The organism is Rhizobium sp. N621 (genome assembly GCF_001664325.1).
GTDB classification, from domain to species: Bacteria; Pseudomonadota; Alphaproteobacteria; order Rhizobiales; family Rhizobiaceae; genus Rhizobium; species Rhizobium esperanzae.
This window is the reverse complement of sequence record NZ_CP013495.1, coordinates 4,285,175-4,300,590: the sequence shown is the minus strand read 5'-3', so window position 1 is coordinate 4,300,590 and position 15,416 is coordinate 4,285,175. Positions and strand designations below refer to the sequence as shown.

15 protein-coding genes are annotated in these 15,416 nt (G+C 61.7%); 4 read left to right on the top strand and 11 right to left on the bottom strand.

The genetic code is table 11. The features are described 5' to 3' along the window. Entirely contained in the window at positions 1–3,183 is a 3,183-nt protein-coding gene (locus AMK00_RS20640) for a helicase-related protein (RefSeq protein ID WP_064811545.1), read from the bottom strand. A gap of 796 nt (positions 3,184–3,979) precedes the next feature. Here AMK00_RS20640 and AMK00_RS20635 point away from each other — a divergent pair. After that, a complete protein-coding gene (locus AMK00_RS20635) occupies positions 3,980–4,135 on the top strand; it encodes a DUF3309 family protein (protein ID WP_003543790.1) in 156 nt (51 codons plus the stop codon). Positions 4,136–4,161: 26 nt separating this feature from the next. Beyond that, complete coding sequence (locus AMK00_RS20630) at positions 4,162–4,422, top strand: YMGG-like glycine zipper-containing protein (protein WP_009991900.1); 261 nt, start codon at positions 4,162–4,164, stop codon at positions 4,420–4,422. A gap of 409 nt (positions 4,423–4,831) precedes the next feature. On the opposite strand, the gene AMK00_RS20625 is transcribed toward AMK00_RS20630, so the two are convergent. Both AMK00_RS20625 and AMK00_RS20620 read right to left on the bottom strand, forming a co-directional pair. Beyond that, on the bottom strand, positions 4,832–5,557 hold the full coding sequence (locus AMK00_RS20625; protein WP_064805631.1) for a beta-ketoacyl-ACP reductase: 726 nt from the start codon (positions 5,555–5,557) through the stop codon (positions 4,832–4,834). A 67-nt stretch (positions 5,558–5,624) separates the two neighbouring features. Then, positions 5,625–6,806: an acetyl-CoA C-acetyltransferase gene (locus AMK00_RS20620; protein WP_064805629.1), complete on the bottom strand. Its 1,182-nt coding sequence runs from the start codon at positions 6,804–6,806 to the stop codon at positions 5,625–5,627. Positions 6,807–7,044: 238 nt separating this feature from the next. Between AMK00_RS20620 and phaR the strand changes: the two genes are divergently transcribed. Then, positions 7,045–7,620, top strand: coding sequence for a polyhydroxyalkanoate synthesis repressor PhaR (phaR, locus tag AMK00_RS20615; protein ID WP_064805627.1), 576 nt, complete (start codon positions 7,045–7,047; stop codon positions 7,618–7,620). Here phaR and AMK00_RS20610 read toward each other — a convergent pair. The 5 genes from AMK00_RS20610 to mtgA form a co-directional block, all read right to left on the bottom strand. Beyond that, positions 7,615–8,022, bottom strand: coding sequence for a hypothetical protein (locus AMK00_RS20610; RefSeq protein WP_064805625.1), 408 nt, complete (start codon positions 8,020–8,022; stop codon positions 7,615–7,617). The genes phaR and AMK00_RS20610 overlap by 6 nt on opposite strands. Before the next feature lie 141 nt (positions 8,023–8,163). Continuing rightward, positions 8,164–8,349, bottom strand: a complete 186-nt coding sequence (gene rpmF / locus AMK00_RS20605; RefSeq protein WP_003543812.1) for a 50S ribosomal protein L32 — start codon at positions 8,347–8,349, stop codon at positions 8,164–8,166. 156 nt (positions 8,350–8,505) lie between these two features. Continuing rightward, positions 8,506–9,153: a glutathione S-transferase family protein gene (locus tag AMK00_RS20600; protein ID WP_064805622.1), complete on the bottom strand. Its 648-nt coding sequence runs from the start codon at positions 9,151–9,153 to the stop codon at positions 8,506–8,508. Positions 9,154–9,166: 13 nt separating this feature from the next. Continuing rightward, a complete protein-coding gene (locus AMK00_RS20595) occupies positions 9,167–9,889 on the bottom strand; it encodes a DUF1868 domain-containing protein (RefSeq protein WP_064805620.1) in 723 nt (240 codons plus the stop codon). 95 nt (positions 9,890–9,984) lie between these two features. Beyond that, entirely contained in the window at positions 9,985–10,722 is a 738-nt protein-coding gene (mtgA, locus tag AMK00_RS20590; protein ID WP_189637617.1) for a monofunctional biosynthetic peptidoglycan transglycosylase, read from the bottom strand. A 137-nt stretch (positions 10,723–10,859) separates the two neighbouring features. Here mtgA and AMK00_RS20585 point away from each other — a divergent pair, with 137 nt between their 5' ends. After that, on the top strand, positions 10,860–11,774 hold the full coding sequence (locus AMK00_RS20585; protein ID WP_064806400.1) for a polyprenyl synthetase family protein: 915 nt from the start codon (positions 10,860–10,862) through the stop codon (positions 11,772–11,774). Position 11,775: 1 nt separating this feature from the next. On the opposite strand, the gene hisC is transcribed toward AMK00_RS20585, so the two are convergent. The 3 genes from hisC to AMK00_RS20570 all read right to left on the bottom strand — a co-directional run bounded on the left by hisC (position 11,776) and on the right by AMK00_RS20570 (position 15,394). Next, positions 11,776–12,837: a histidinol-phosphate transaminase gene (gene hisC, locus AMK00_RS20580; protein WP_064811544.1), complete on the bottom strand. Its 1,062-nt coding sequence runs from the start codon at positions 12,835–12,837 to the stop codon at positions 11,776–11,778. 16 nt (positions 12,838–12,853) lie between these two features. Next, positions 12,854–14,104, bottom strand: a complete 1,251-nt coding sequence (ispG, locus tag AMK00_RS20575; protein ID WP_064805617.1) for a flavodoxin-dependent (E)-4-hydroxy-3-methylbut-2-enyl-diphosphate synthase — start codon at positions 14,102–14,104, stop codon at positions 12,854–12,856. Between the two features lie 96 nt (positions 14,105–14,200). Next, positions 14,201–15,394: an MFS transporter gene (locus AMK00_RS20570; protein WP_064805615.1), complete on the bottom strand. Its 1,194-nt coding sequence runs from the start codon at positions 15,392–15,394 to the stop codon at positions 14,201–14,203. Positions 15,395–15,416 lie beyond the last annotated feature (22 nt).

Here is a 15,416-nt window from a genome sequence, read left to right as displayed (position 1 = left end):
TTACTTCTTCATCTGTTCCTTGAGAGCTGCGAGCTTGGCGAAGGGCGAATCCGGATCGATCGGCTTCTCCTTGCGCGGCGGCTTGGCCTCGAAGCGCAGCGGCTGGGCGCCGCGATTGTTGTTGCGGTCGTTACGGTCATTGCGATCGTTACGCTCGCCGCGGTCCTTCCGGTCGCCACGATCCTGACGATCACCGCGCGGCTGGTCCTTGCGCTCGCCCCTTGCCTGCTGCGGCCTGCCGCCGTCGCGGCCGCCACCGTCCTTGCCGCGGCCGTAGCGGTTGTCGCGCCCGTCGCCGCCACGGCTGCCCTCGCCGCCTTCACCACCGTTCGGGCGGCGATTGCGCTCGCCGCGCTCCTGGTTCTGGCCGCCCCGGCGTTCGCCATGGCCGCCGCGTGCTTGGCGATGATTGTCATTGCGGCCGCCGAGACGCCACAAAAGAACCGGCTTCGGTTCCGCCGGCTCGCCAGCTTCCCCGGAAGCGGCAGCCTCTGTCGAAGCGGTTGCCTCCGTCTCTTCGGCCGCCGCGTTGCCGTCGCTCGCTTCTGTCGCGGGGACGTCGGCCGCCGTCGAAGCTGGCTCGGCTGCGGATGGCTCGGAAGCAGCCTCTTCGGTCGCTCCGTCGGCATCGTCGTGATCGGCTTTTTCCGCCGCTTCTTCCGCGGATGTTTCCGCGGAGGCGGCGGGGGCTGAAGCTGCGTCCTGCGCCGCAAGATGGGCCGACGCCTCTTCCGCCTTCACGGCATCGGCGCGATAGCCGAGGCCCTTGAGGATCTCTTCCATGTCCTCGAGCGTCGCCCCGAGAATCGACAGCATCGCCGTCGTCGTCGTGAAACGGCGACCGTCATAGGCGCCTTCCGGACGATTGCTCTGACCGGGCTTCCATTGCAGCAGCGGACGGATGATATCGGCGAGCCGCTCCAGGATGTCGATGCGCACGGCGCGCTTGCCGAGGAAACGGAAGCCGGCGAGCTTGTAGAACATCCGCTCGAAGCTCGGATCGGTGACCACCGAGGTGCGCCCGGCGGCCAGCACGGGAATGAGATCGCCGTAGCCCGGCTTGTCGAGACCGTCGTTCTTCAACGCCCAGAGCAGCGTGATCAGTTCGGCAGGTGCCGGCTTCAGAAGGGCCGGAACGAAGATATGATAGGCACCGAAACGTACGCCGTAGCGGCGCATGGAGGCGCGAGCCTCCTGATCCAGCGACTTCACCTCCTCGGTGACGTCACGGCGGAAGAGCACGCCGAGATTTTCGACCAGCTGGAAGGCAAGGCCCTTGGCAAGACCCTGCAGGTCTTCGGCGCGCGACAGATCGTCCAGCGGCTTCAACACCGTGCTGATGTGATGATTGACGAAACGTTCGATACGGGCGGCGACGTGATCGCGGGCATTGCCCGTCAACTGCTCGTCGGCAAGCAAAATCACACGCGGACGCATGACGTGGTCGCTGCCGGAAAGCCGCGCCACCGGATCGCCGAGCCAACGGATCAAGCCATCCGAACCGATCGCCAGATCGCTATTGCCCGCGGCATGCAGCCGGGCCGCACGGGCCTCGAACTCGAGCGCGAGCGCCTTCTGCGACGCAGCCTGAACCGCCTTGGCATCCGGTCCATCCGTTCCCGCCACCGGGGTGAAACGGAATCCACTCAACTGCCCTACATGATGTCCTTCAACGAAGACATCGCCATTCACACTGATTTCAGCTTCCAGCATCGCATTCTCTCTCAGGCGCTTCATGAGCACAGATGTCCTGCGATCAACAAAGCGTTTCGTCAACCTTTCATGTAACGCATCGGACAATCGATCTTCGATTTCCCGCGTCTTTTCCTGCCAATGTGTCGGATCGGCAAGCCAGCCGGGCCGATTCGAAACGTAGGTCCAGGTCCTTATCTGCGCGATTCGCGCCGAAAGCGTGTCAATTTCCCCATCAGTTCGATCCGAGCGATGAACCTGCTCCGCAAGAAACTGCTCATTTACCGTGCCATAGCGCACGAGATCGGAAAAGAGGGTCGAAATAAGATCGGCATGTTGGGCCGGAGTGATACGCCGGTAGTCGGGCAGCGCGCAAGCCTCCCAGAGTTTTTCGACACGGGCTGGCCTGTCGGCGAGGTCCATTACCTCGGGGTAGCGCGAAAGCTGCTCGAGCGCCTGCTGGTCGACCGCCGGCAGCGCCCGCGTCAGCCCGGGCACGCGCGGCCCGGCCTCCAGGCTGGCGCGCAGCGACTGAATCGAGGAGAAGTCCATCTCCGTCGTGCGCCACTGCAGAACCTTGACGTTGTCGAATTCATGTCCCTCGATGCGCTGCACCAGTTCCTCGTCGAAGGGCGAGACCTGTCCGGTGACGCCGAAGGTGCCGTCCCGCACGTGCCGCCCGGCGCGGCCGGCGATCTGGCCGAGTTCGGCCGGATTGAGGTTGCGGAACTGGTAGCCATCGAATTTCCGGTCCTGGGCGAAGGCGACGTGATCGACGTCGAGGTTGAGGCCCATGCCGATCGCATCGGTCGCCACCAGATATTCGACGTCGCCCGCCTGATAGAGCGCGACCTGCGCATTGCGGGTGCGCGGGCTGAGCGCCCCCAGCACGACCGCCGCGCCGCCGCGCTGCCGGCGGATGAGCTCGGCGATGGCATAGACCTCATCGGCGGAAAAGGCGACGATGGCGGAACGCTGCGGCAGCCGCGTGATCTTCTTCTGCCCGGCGTAAAGGAGATGCGAAAGCCGCGGCCGCTCGACGATCGTAATCCCGGGCAGGATGTGCTGCAGAATCGGCCGCATCGTCCCTGCACCCAGCAGCAGCGTTTCATCACGGCCGCGAAGGTGCAGGATGCGGTCGGTGAAGATATGGCCGCGCTCGAGATCGCCGGCGAGCTGCACCTCGTCGATCGCGACAAAGGCGGCTTTGGTCTCCCGCGGCATCGCCTCGACCGTGCAAACGGAAAAACGCGCATTGGGCGGCGAAATCTTTTCTTCGCCGGTGACCAGCGCCACGTTCTGCAAACCGACCTTCTCAACCACCCGCGTATAGACCTCGCGGGCCAGGAGCCTGAGCGGCAGGCCGATCACGCCGGTCCCGTGTGCGACCATGCGCTCGATGGCATAATGGGTCTTACCGGTATTGGTTGGTCCAAGCACCGCGGTCACACCGCGCCCGCTCAGAATCATCGGCTGCGAAGTCAGAGTCATGGTCCATGCAAGTGAGGCAAGCGCGCCCCGGGAAAAGTTTTGCCCTCTCGATGAGGCACAGAACACATGGACAGCTGCCGCCGCAAACGCAAGGGCAGATTTCAAAATGCGCCGGGGATTGCGACCTTTGCGAGTCGTCTAGGCGGTCCGAGTTTCCGATTTGGAACAGCGTGAGAACGAATCAGAGACGAATCGCTGACTCCTGCTGATTCAGCTTTTGTTCACGGCTAAGTATTGATTTTGAATCACTTTTTCCTACTAAATGCTGAATCGCGGGACTCTCTCCTGTTCGCATTTTTGTCGCCCTGCCGGAGGTCTGTCATGCGCTTTTAGTCAAGTGAAAAATGCGCCGAAATTAACCCTTTGATCAAATCCGGAACGAATCGGCGACGGATCGCCGACTGTGCTGTTTTCCCCTTTCGTTCACGGCCATATCTGGTGGCGTCGTGATGGTCCGCCGCTAGATGCGGGGCAGCGGAAAGGTCTCGTCACGTCGGTGTTAATCTTCCGGCGAGCAAATTCACACAGCGTTAAGCCTGGCCCGCTTGCGCCGCTGGACCGATCAAAAACGGAACGAATCACCGACGAATCGAAGACATCCAGGCCTTCCCGCTTTGTTCACCGCAACCTATTGTATATAAACGCCTTTTTAACCATACGAGCGATTTGTCGGGGGTGACGGTTCACAAACCATGAATCGCCTTGCGTCCTAATTCACGCGCCCAACCGGGAACAAAAATCGCCAATGCGTGTTTCTTGTCCATCCAGATTGCGGATGAAATGAAGGAAAAACACCATGCTTGGCACGATACTTCTCGTTATCCTCATTCTGCTCTTGATCGGAGCCTTGCCAAATTGGGGTTATAGCCGTGGCTGGGGCTATGGACCTTCCGGCGGTTTGGGGCTAGTTCTCGTCATTATCATTATCCTTGTACTAATGGGCCGCATCTAAAGCCCGACAACCTGGGGAGTTACGACATGATGAAGAAGATTGTTCTTATTGGCGCGCTCGTGGGCGCTCTCGCATCCTGCACGGCGACCGAGCAGGGCACGGCGATCGGCGCCGGCACCGGTGCGGTCATCGGCGGCGCCGTCACCAACAGCTGGGGTGGTGCCGCTGTCGGCGCCGTTGCCGGCGGCCTGACCGGCGCTCTCATCGGCCAGTCGGTCGAACGCCGCGGCTACTGCATCTATCGCGATCGCTACGGCCGCCGCTACGAGGCTCGTTGCCGCTACTGACCGGCAAACGCATATCGGACTTCCCAACGGGCGCTTCGGCGCCCGTTTTTCTTTGCCGGCGGGTCCGTCAACGGGACGTTGACGATCGCGAGAGAGGCGAGGAACGTAGGCAGCGCAACATACCCTTTCTCCCCAGCGGGGAGAAGGTGCCGGCAGGCGGATGAGGGGGCTACACGGAACATCCCTCCCCCTATGGAAATCCCGGATGGGTGGGTGATTGGAAAGACCGGCGGCGCCGGCCCCCTCATCCGCCCTACGGGCCCTTCTCCACGAGGGGAGAAGAGGGAATCGAGAGGCCACGTGCTATCCCTTCGCCCCGTTTACGTGAAAAGGACGGGCCGAGACCAATGGTTCGGCCCTGTTGTTTCGAGTAAGGGGCTAGGTGGCTTTGCTCGGAGGATCTGCTGTCTTAAACGAAGAACTGCCCGCCATTGGCCGTCAGCGTCGAACCGGTGATGAAGCCGGCATCGTCGGAGACGAGGAAGGTGACGCAGCGCGCGATTTCTTCCGGTTCGCCGAGCCGGCCGACCGGGATCTGCGGAATGATGCGTTCATTCAGCACTTTCTCCGGCACGGCAAGCACCATTTCCGTCCCGATATAACCGGGGCAGATGGCATTGACCGTGATGTTTTTCGCCGCCCCTTCCTGGGCAAGCGCCTTGGTAAAGCCGAGATCGCCCGCTTTGGCCGCCGAATAGTTCGCCTGGCCCATCTGGCCCTTCTGGCCGTTGATCGAGGAGATATTGACGATGCGGCCGAAGCTGCGGTCGCGCATGCCGCTCCAGACCTGATGCGTCATGTTGAACAGGCCGGTCAGGTTGGTGTTGATCACCTCGTGCCACTGTTGCGGCGTCATCTTGTGGAACATCGCGTCGCGGGTGATGCCGGCATTGTTGACGAGGATTTCGACCGGCCCGATCTCTCGTTCGACCTTGGTGATCCCTTCACCGCAGGCAGCGTAGTCCGAAACATCCCATTTGAATACTGCAACGCCGGTGACGTCGTGGAAGGCATGAGCCTTCTCGTCATTACCGGCATAAGTGGCCGCAACCCTGTAGCCGGCATTTTTCAGCGCCATGGATATCGCCGCGCCGATGCCGCGTGTACCTCCGGTGACCAGAGCCACTCTGCTCATGTTCCGCTCCCCCTCTGTGTTTTCGCCACTCGTGGCGGCATTTCAATCAATGACGGATCGTATGCTATTAAAGTGCTTCAAAGCACATGGCGACGCCCATGCCGCCGCCGATGCAAAGCGTGGCGAGGCCCTTCTTCGCGCCGCGGCGCTTCATCTCGAACAGCAGCGTGTTGAGAATGCGCGCGCCGGAGGCGCCGATCGGATGCCCGATCGCAATCGCCCCGCCATTGACGTTGACGATCGACGGATCCCAACCGAGATCCTTGCTGACGGCGCAAGCCTGAGCCGCGAAGGCCTCGTTGGCCTCGACAAGATCGAGATCGTTCACAGACCAGCCGGCCTTTTCCAGCGCCTTGCGCGACGCCGGGATTGGGCCGGTGCCCATGATCGAAGGATCGACGCCCGCCGTTGCCCAGGAAACGATGCGGGCAAGCGGCTGAATGCCGCGCCGGGCCGCTTCCGCCTCGCTCATCAGCACGGCGGCGGCAGCGCCGTCGTTGAGACCGGAGGCATTGGCGGCGGTGACCGTGCCATCCTTGTCGAAGGCCGGGCGCAGCTTGCCCATCGCCTCGAGCGTCGCGCCGTGGCGGATATATTCATCGGAATCGACGGTCACGTCGCCCTTACGTGTCTGGATAACGTAGGGAATGATCTCGTCGGTGAAGCGGCCGGCCTTCTGCGCCGCCTCCGCCTTGTTCTGCGAGGCGACGGCGAACTGATCCTGGTCGTCGCGCGACAGCTGCCACTGCCGTGCGACGTTCTCGGCGGTGATGCCCATATGGTAGCCGTGAAAAGCGTCGGTCAGGCCGTCCTTGATCATCGTGTCGACCATCTTCATGTCGCCCATCTTCGTGCCGCTGCGCAAGTGCGCGGCATGCGGCGCCATCGACATGGATTCCTGGCCGCCGGCAACGATGATCCTGGCGTCGCCGGTGGCGATCTGCTGCATGCCGAGCGCGATGGCGCGCAGGCCCGAGCCGCAGAGCTGGTTGACGCCCCAGGCCGTCGTTTCCTTCGGAAGGCCGGCCTTGATCGCCGCCTGACGGGCCGGGTTCTGGCCTTCGCCCGCGGCCAGCACCTGACCGAGGATCACCTCATCAACCTCGCCGGCGTCGACGCCGGCGCGCGCGAGCGCGCCTCTGATGACGGCCGCGCCGAGTTCATGCGCGGGGACCGTTGCGAATGCGCCGTTGAACGAGCCGACGGCTGTCCGACCTGCGCTGGCGATGACGACGGATGAATTGCTCATGGGGAGGCTCCTCGTTTTTCGTCCCACTTACATAAGGGGAAACTGGCAAAGCTTTGAGCACAAGTCAAACGGGAAGACTGGCCGCCGCGATTTTTCGGCGGCAGCCGTCAAAGCCGATTCAGCTGATCTGTTAAAGGTTTGCCGCAACGCACAAAGAGATTGTCACCGGCCTTCTTTTGCGTTTACAGTCTGAAGTGGAGGAACATCCAAAAATCAGACGGGGGTTCAGGAGGCTGATATGGCGAAGAACGAGGGTCAGATAGTCATCAAGAAATACGCCAATCGCCGCCTATACAATACAGGCACCAGCACCTACGTGACGCTGGAAGATCTGGCGGAGATGGTGAAGAAGGGCGAAGATTTTACCGTCCAGGACGCAAAAAGCGGGGATGACATCACCCATTCGGTGCTGACCCAGATCATCTTCGAGCAGGAATCGAAAACCGGCAACACACTGCTTCCGATCTCCTTCCTGCGCCAGCTGATCACCTATTACGGTGACCAGATGCAGATGGTCGTGCCGAGCTTCCTCGAACATTCGATGCGCGCCTTCAGCGAACAGCAGTCCCAGATGCGCGAACAGGTAAACCGTGCCTTCGGCGAAACGCCGCTCGGCAAGAACCTGCAATTGCCGATGCAGATGGTCGAGGACCAGGTTCGCCGCAATACCGAGCTGTTTCAGCAGGCAATGCAGATGTTTTCGCCATTCATGACGCCGCCGGCGGCCAAGGAAAGCCGCAAGGCCGAGGCCAAGGATATCGACGAGCTGAAGGAGCAACTCCGCGCTCTCCAGAATAAACTCGACAACCTATAGACCGATAGAGACATCCCGCCCGGCGCTTCGGATCGAAACGGCAAAACCGCCGATCACATCGATCAGAGCGATCGTCATCAAAATGAAGAACACTTGCGTCGCAGCGTCCTGGACGAGCAGAAACTCGACCAGGAAGGCGATGAAGACCAGCATCGACAATATGTGGTTGAGCAGGTTGCCGGGCCCGGTTCGCGTTGCTTTCAGGATTTCGAAGAACAACACGATGAGGGCGACGACTATGAAGAGATCGCCGAGCGCCATGCTCCAGATCGCGCCCGAGAGCATCGACAGCACGATGATGTCGTGCTGCAAGGTTGCGATGCCGCCGCCGCCCATCAGGCCGAGCATCGCCAGATTGTAAAGAATAAACGGAATAATCATCAGCGGCATTGCGGCTACCATCGGCAATCTCCTTGCGCAGGAAGAATACTGCCGCAAACCGCTGCCCTACTGCAAGTCGTTGCAAATATTATCTTGCCGAAATGCAAAAGGCCGGCATGAAGCCGGCCTTGAAACTTGCGATCGGATGATCCAGATCGGAAATTACGCGCTTTCCTTCGGCGTCAGAACCTGGCGGCCGCGATACATGCCGGTCTTCAGATCGATATGGTGCGGGCGGCGCAGTTCGCCGGAGTTCTTGTCTTCGACGTAGGTCGGAGCCTTCAGCGCGTCAGCCGAACGGCGCATGCCACGCTTGGACGGGCTCGTTTTTCTCTTCGGTACAGCCATTTTTCTTACTCCACTTGCGGGCAAGACATTCCCACGGCCAGACTGGCGGCCGAAACGGACATGTCGCGATTTCGGAAATTTTGCGCGCTTATACATGCAAGGGGCGGCCTTGACCAGTCCCCATGCATATTTTTTGCGAAGCCGATGATTCGAGCCTCAGACCTCGTCTTCCGCCACGATCCACGGCTCGGCACGGGCGGCCTCTTCCCATTCCCGCCAGGCCGGATGCGCCTTCATCGTCTCCACATAGGTGAGTGTATCTTCCCGGCTGACGAGATCATAGACGTCGAACCGGTTGACCACAGGCGCAAACATCGCATCCGCGCCGCTGAAGGCGCCAAAGAGAAAGGGGCCGCCGGATTTCTGCAGAAGGTCTCGCCAGATCGTATCAATACGGCCAACATCGGCGTCGACGCCGTCAGGCAATGCGATCCCGCCTTTTGGCCGGCGAATATTCATCGGGCAGGCATTGCGCAGGGCTCGGAAGCCCGAAAGCATTTCCATCGAAACAGAACGGGCGAGCGCCCGTTCGGCACGGTCGCGCGGCCAAAGGCCGGCGTCCGGATAAAGCTCGGCGGTATATTCGATGATCGCCAGCGATTCCCAGATCTTCAAACCACCATGCTGCAGGACCGGAACCCGGCCGCTCGGCGATATCGCCTTGATATTGGGATTGCCGCCCGCGTCGTCGAAGGGGATCAGGACTTCCTCGAAATCGACGCCGGCGCCCGTCAGCGCCATCCACGGCCGGAACGACCAGGAAGAATAATTCTTATTGGCGATGTAGAGCGTCGGTCTGTCCATAGGCCTCTCCCGTTCAGGCATCGAAATCGAAGATCAACAGTTCGTGGAAATGGTTCATGTCCTCGAACACGCAGAACGCCGGCGGCGCAAGCTCGAAAACAGGGGCCTTACGGCGGATATCCTCGGCCACCTCGTTGAGCATTGCCTGCCATCGCGGCAAGGCTTCATCCTCCAGCCGCTCGATCACATAGGCGAAGGTGATGTGGAACTTGTAATCCATATGGTTGGGCTGGCGATAGCCGAGAAGATCGGCAAGCGCGTTGCGCCAGGCGCGCATGACCTTGCGGTCCTTCTCCGTCGCTCCGTCGACGAGCAGGCCCGACGGCCGGGCTTCGACGACGGCGACTTTGAAGGGCTCCGCCATCGAGAAACCTTCGAACCGCGCCGCCATGAGTTCGGTCATATCGTCGATCGGCGTCTCGAGAGGGAGGTCTATAGGCCAGCAGTCCTGCCGGCGCCTGGTCTCGATGACGCCCTCGAAAAGCGTCATGTGAAGGCTTGAGATCGGCGTGAAGAGAAATTGCGGCGCCTCGGGCATCGCCAGATATTTCTCACGCGCCTCGATCAGCGCCGTCAGCGTTCTTGAACCCTTCTCGGGGTGGCAGACGATAGTGTTGCCGGCTTCAGGCAGGAAGCCGCCGATCTTGCCATAGCGGCTGCCGAGATGGGAGGGTAGGTTTTGATTGTGCGTCTTTGAGTAAAGCAGAAGCTCGGGAGAAAAGGTCGGGGCGGTCACGGGCGACTCGGGGCTCTGGTTGGACTGCATTCGCCCATATGGCAGGACCAAGAATGTCAGATGACGCTCGCTGCTACTAACGACAAAGTCTGATCTCACTCATAGATGCACTTGATGTAGTCGCCCGACCCCTGCGCACGCCTCTCGATGACGCCGGCTAGCCGGCGAAGGCCTCGTCCGGGCTTGCCTGCTTTGCGGTCGATCGGGTTCGGCAGCGAAACGGCAAGCAGCGATGCCTGGCGCCGCGTCAGCTTCGAGGCCGGCACCTTGAAATGATGCTGGGCGGCGGCCTCGATACCGTAAATGCCGGGACCCCATTCGGCGATATTGAGATAGATTTCCATCAGCCGCCGCTTAGACAAGACGAAATCCGTGGTGACGGCGAGCGGAAGCTCCATCGCCTTGCGCACGAAGGAGCGGCTGTTCCAGAGAAAGAGGTTCTTGGCCGTCTGCATCGGGATCGTGCTGCCGCCGCGTGTCGCCTGACCTTTCAGCGTGTCCTCGACCAGCATGCGCATCTCCGCCCAGTCGACGCCGCCATGGAAACAATATTGTCCGTCTTCGGACATCATCACCGATTGCACCAGGACCGGAGAGATCTCGTCAAGCGACACCCATCGGCGGTCATAACCGCGCAGCAGCACCAGATCGCGCAGCATCAGCGTCGAGACGGGATGGATGAAGGGCAGCAGATACAAAAAGATCAGCACGTAGGGAAGGACGACCAGCGCCAGCACGGCAACAACGATGCGCTTCAGCACAGGCCGATTTTCGAACCATCGCCGACGGGCCGGCATGTCGGCGATATCCTCTGTCTCCGGCGCTATATCCAAAATGTCCCCAGTCCACTTCGCTCCCCTGTCGTTCTCATAACGCCTGTGAGCCGCTTATGCCAGAGCACATGCGGAATCTTGCGGTGGCCATCGACAATTCCGTTGCAAGCCCCCGTGCCGCATGCCAAACAGCGCCGATGGACGCGAACCGGGACACTTTCGAGACGAGGCTGAAGAACAACGCCCGCGAGATCGAGGCGCTGCTCCTCGCATTGCTGTCGACGAACGCCCTCTCCGACGAAATCGTCAGGCCCGACACCCTGCGCAGCGCCATGCATTATGCCGTGTTGAACGGCGGCAAGCGGCTGCGCCCCTTCCTGGTCGTCGAAAGTGCCGCTCTTCTCGGCGGCGATGCGCAGGCCGCCCTTCGCATAGGCGCCGCGCTCGAATGCGTGCACTGTTATTCCCTCGTACATGACGATCTGCCGGCCATGGACGACGACGACATGCGCCGCGGCAAACCGACGGTGCACATCAAGTTCGATGAAGCCACTGCGATCCTCGCCGGCGACAGCCTGTTGACCTACGCCTTCGACATTGTCGCAGCACCGGAAACGGCGCTTCCCGATGCCAGCAAGGCATCGCTGGTGCTTGCTCTTGCGCGCGCCGCCGGTCTCGGCGGCATGGCCGGCGGCCAGGCGCTCGATCTGGCGGCGGAAAGACAGGCTCCAGACGAGGCCGGCATTATCCGCCTGCAGGCGATGAAAACGGGCGCGCTGATCCGCTTCGCCTGCGAGGCTGGCGCCATCATCGCGGGAAGCCCGCAGGACGATCGCCGCCGCCTGCGCGCCTTCGGCGAAAAGATCGGCCTTGCCTTCCAGCTCGCCGACGACATTCTCGACCTGACCTCGGATGCCGCAACCATGGGCAAGGCGACCGGCAAGGATGCGGCCCGCGGCAAGGGAACGCTCGTGGCACTGCACGGCATGGAATGGGCCGAGACCGAGCTCCGCCGGCATGTCGCCGACGCCGAGGCGCTGCTGGCTCCCTACGGCGCGCGTGCATCGACCCTCATTGCCGCGGCGCATTTCATCGCCGACCGGAAAAGTTAGATCAGGCTGCCAATATTTCCTTGAGAGCAGACATCAGGCGGGCGCATTCCTCGTCCGTGCCGATGCTGATGCGCAGGAACTCCGAAATGCGCGGCTCGTCGAAGCGCCGGACGAGCACGCCACGCTCCCGCAGCTCGGCCAGAAGTGCCGCGCCCGATCGGCTCTCGTGCCTCGCGAAGATGAAATTCGCCTGGGACGGCAGCACTTGGAAACTCAACGCTTCCAACTGCCGGACAAGGTTTTCCCGGCTGGCGATGATTTTCCGCCGGCATGTCTCGAACCACGCCTCGTCTTTGATCGCCGCCGTCGCGCCGACCTGTGCCAGGCGATCGAGCGGATAGGAATTGAAGCTGTCCTTGACCCGCACCAGCGCCTCGATCAGATCCCGGTGCCCCACGGCGAAACCGACGCGCAGACCTGCGAATGAACGAGATTTCGACAAGGTTTGGATGACCAGCAGGTTGGGATAGCGAGAAATGAGCGGCACGGCGCTTTGCCCGCCGAAATCGACATAGGCCTCATCGATCACGACGACCACATTGGGATGGGCGGCAAGAAGCGCCTCGATCCCGGCCAGCGGCAGGCTGATACCCGTCGGTGCATTCGGATTGGGGATGATGATTGCCCCGCACGGTCTGTCGTAATCCGACAGCCGGATCCGGAACTGATGGTCGAGAGGTATCTCGATAGCCTCGATGCCATATAGCAGGCTATAGGTGGGATAGAAGCTGTAGGTCACATCGGGATAGAGAAGCGGCAGATCGTGGTTCAGCAGCGCCTGGAACGTATGGGCGAGAACCTCATCGGAGCCGTTGCCGACGAACACTTGTTCGGCCGTCAGCCCGAAACGGGCGGCGATCGCCTCGCGCAACTCGGTGGCGGCGGGATCGGGATAGAGCCGCAGACGATCGTCCGTCGCTTGCCTGATCGCCTCGATCGCCTTTGGGGACGGCCCGTAGGGATTCTCATTGGTGTTGAGCTTGACCAGACCGGGAATGCGCGGCTGCTCGCCCGCGATATAGGGCCGAAGCTTGCTGACGATATCAGACCAATACCGGCTCATTCGAACGCGCGGGCCTTCATTCCGCCGCCGTTCGCTGGCCGAAGCGCTTCTCGATATAATCGACGACCAGCGCCTCGAAATCGGCGGCGATGTTGGGGCCGCGCAGCGTCAGCGCTTTCTTGCCGTCGATGAAAACGGGAGCGGCCGGCGTCTCACCGGTGCCGGGAAGCGAAATGCCGATATCGGCATGTTTGCTTTCGCCCGGCCCGTTGACGATGCAGCCCATGACGGCGACGTTCAGCGCCTCGACGCCTGGATATTTCTCACGCCAGACCGGCATGTTCTTGCGAATGTCGTTCTGAATGTTCTGCGCCAGTTCCTGGAACACCGTCGAGGTCGTGCGTCCGCAGCCGGGACAGGCGGCCACGACCGGCACGAACTGCCGGAAGCCCATAACCTGCAGGATTTCCTGCGCCACCTGGACTTCGCGCGTGCGGTCGCCGTTCGGCTCGGGCGTCAGTGAGACGCGGATCGTATCGCCGATGCCGTGCTGCAGCACGAAGCCCATGGCAGCCGACGAAGCGACGATGCCCTTGCTGCCCATGCCGGCTTCGGTGAGGCCGAGATGCAGCGCATGGTTCGAACGTTCGGCGAGCATGGAATTGACGGCGATCAGGTCCTGCACCTGGCTGACCTTGGCCGACAGAATGATGCGGTTGCGCGGCAAGCCGATTTCCTCGGCAAGAGCGGCCGAAAGCAGCGCCGACTGCACGATCGCCTCCCGCGTCACCTGCCTGGCCGACAGCGGCGAGCCGGCCTCGGCATTCTGATCCATCAGCGCCGTCAAGAGATCCTGATCGAGCGAGCCCCAGTTGACGCCGATGCGCACCGGCTTGTCATAGCGGATCGCCATCTCGATGATCTCGGCGAACTGCTTGTCCTTCTTGTCCTTGAAGCCGACATTGCCGGGATTGATGCGGTATTTCGCCAGCGCTTCGGCACAGGCAGGATGATCGGCAAGCAGCTTGTGGCCGATATAGTGGAAGTCGCCGATCAGCGGCACGTCCATGCCGAGCCGCAGCAGCCGCTCGCGGATCTTCGGCACGGCGGCGGCACTCTCGTCGCGATCGACGGTGATGCGCACCAATTCCGAGCCGGCCCGGTGCAGGGCCGCGACCTGCGCAACGGTCGAATCGATATCGGCCGTGTCGGTATTCGTCATCGATTGCACGACGATCGGCGCGCCGCCGCCAACGATGACGCCGCCGACATCGACGGCGACGGAAGCGCGGCGCGGTTTCGGATCAAATTCGGCGGCTGACAACATGCAGAGTTCTTGCACCCCTAAAAACAGTGCCTTTCAGGTGGATCAAGCCCGGCTGCTTGTCAACCGCTTCCCATATCACTTTTGTTCCGGGGCGGCTCAGTGGCCGCCTCCGGAGACCCCATCGGCATAATGGGCCAGCTTGGAAAATATGAGAACGAACAGCAGCAGCACCGGCAGCGCCATGAAGACGACGGCAAAGCCGATGTGTTCGGCAACGAAGCCGATCACCGACGGCGCGACCAGCATGCCGGAATAACCCATGGTCGTGACGACCGAGATGCCGATTCCGGGTTTGAGGCCGGGAATATTGCCTGCAGCCGAGAAAGCGATCGGCACCATATTTGATATGCCGATGCCGCAAAGGGCAAAGCCCAGAATGGCGATCTCAGCGTCCGGCGCAAGGCTCGCAAGCAACATGCCGACGATGGCAAAGAGCGTGCAGATGCGTAGCGTCTTGACGCCCCCGAGGCGATCGCGCACCAGATCGCCGGCAAATCGCATGATCGCCATCGTCGCCGAAAAGGCCGCAAACCCAAGACCTGAAAGCGCCACCGACGCCCCCATGTCCTGCCGCAGATAGAGCGCGCCCCAATCCAGAACCGCGCCTTCCGGCACCATCGAGAACAGCGCCATCAAGCCGAGCAGCCACGGCAGCGGCACCATCGGCAGCCTCGTCTTCTCCTTTTTGGCATCGGGATGGGGCGGATCCGCAAGGATCATCGGCCATGCCAGAGCGAGGAAGATCGCCGCCAGTACGGTCGCGAGCTGCGCATGGCCGAGAACGCCGAGTTTAGCAATCACGATGCCGCCGAGGCCCGAGCCGATCAAGCCGCCGAGGCTCCAGAAAGCATGACAGGACGACATGATGGCGCGGCGCATGGATTTTTCGACGGACACGGCATTGGCGTTCATCGCCACATCCATGGCGCCGATGAAGCCGCCGAACAGGAAGAGCGAGATTGCCGCGGTAATCACATTCGGCGCGAGCGTCAGAGCCAGGAGCAGCGGCAGCACGCAGACGGCGGTTGCCCGAACAACGACGCGCGAGCCATGCCTGGCGATCTGCGCGCCGGCGATCGGCATCATGACCAGCGAGCCGACGCCGAAGACGATGATCATCAGCCCGAGCTCGAACTTGCTCAGCCCGAGACGCTCGGCAAAATCCGGGATCTTCGGCGCCCAGCAGCCGACGACAAAGCCGTTCATGAGAAAGAGCAGGGAAACCGCCGCCCTGCTTCTGGTAATGAAGCCGCTGCGGACCCCCGACGGCGCATTCACATGACTGTCCATTTTCGGTCTTTCCTCGCTATCG

Coding starts and splice junctions, on each gene's coding strand:
- phaR (WP_064805627.1), top strand. CDS start 7,045: ATGGCGAAGAACGAGGGTCAGATAGTCATCAAGAAATACGCCAATCGC.
- hisC (WP_064811544.1), bottom strand. CDS start 12,837: ATGAGCCGGTATTGGTCTGATATCGTCAGCAAGCTTCGGCCCTATATC.
- ispG (WP_064805617.1), bottom strand. CDS start 14,104: ATGTTGTCAGCCGCCGAATTTGATCCGAAACCGCGCCGCGCTTCCGTC.
- AMK00_RS20635 (WP_003543790.1), top strand. CDS start 3,980: ATGCTTGGCACGATACTTCTCGTTATCCTCATTCTGCTCTTGATCGGA.
- AMK00_RS20630 (WP_009991900.1), top strand. CDS start 4,162: ATGATGAAGAAGATTGTTCTTATTGGCGCGCTCGTGGGCGCTCTCGCA.
- AMK00_RS20610 (WP_064805625.1), bottom strand. CDS start 8,022: ATGGTAGCCGCAATGCCGCTGATGATTATTCCGTTTATTCTTTACAAT.
- AMK00_RS20625 (WP_064805631.1), bottom strand. CDS start 5,557: ATGAGCAGAGTGGCTCTGGTCACCGGAGGTACACGCGGCATCGGCGCG.
- AMK00_RS20585 (WP_064806400.1), top strand. CDS start 10,860: ATGGACGCGAACCGGGACACTTTCGAGACGAGGCTGAAGAACAACGCC.
- AMK00_RS20640 (WP_064811545.1), bottom strand. CDS start 3,183: ATGACTCTGACTTCGCAGCCGATGATTCTGAGCGGGCGCGGTGTGACC.
- AMK00_RS20570 (WP_064805615.1), bottom strand. CDS start 15,394: ATGGACAGTCATGTGAATGCGCCGTCGGGGGTCCGCAGCGGCTTCATT.
- AMK00_RS20620 (WP_064805629.1), bottom strand. CDS start 6,806: ATGAGCAATTCATCCGTCGTCATCGCCAGCGCAGGTCGGACAGCCGTC.
- rpmF (WP_003543812.1), bottom strand. CDS start 8,349: ATGGCTGTACCGAAGAGAAAAACGAGCCCGTCCAAGCGTGGCATGCGC.
- AMK00_RS20600 (WP_064805622.1), bottom strand. CDS start 9,153: ATGGACAGACCGACGCTCTACATCGCCAATAAGAATTATTCTTCCTGG.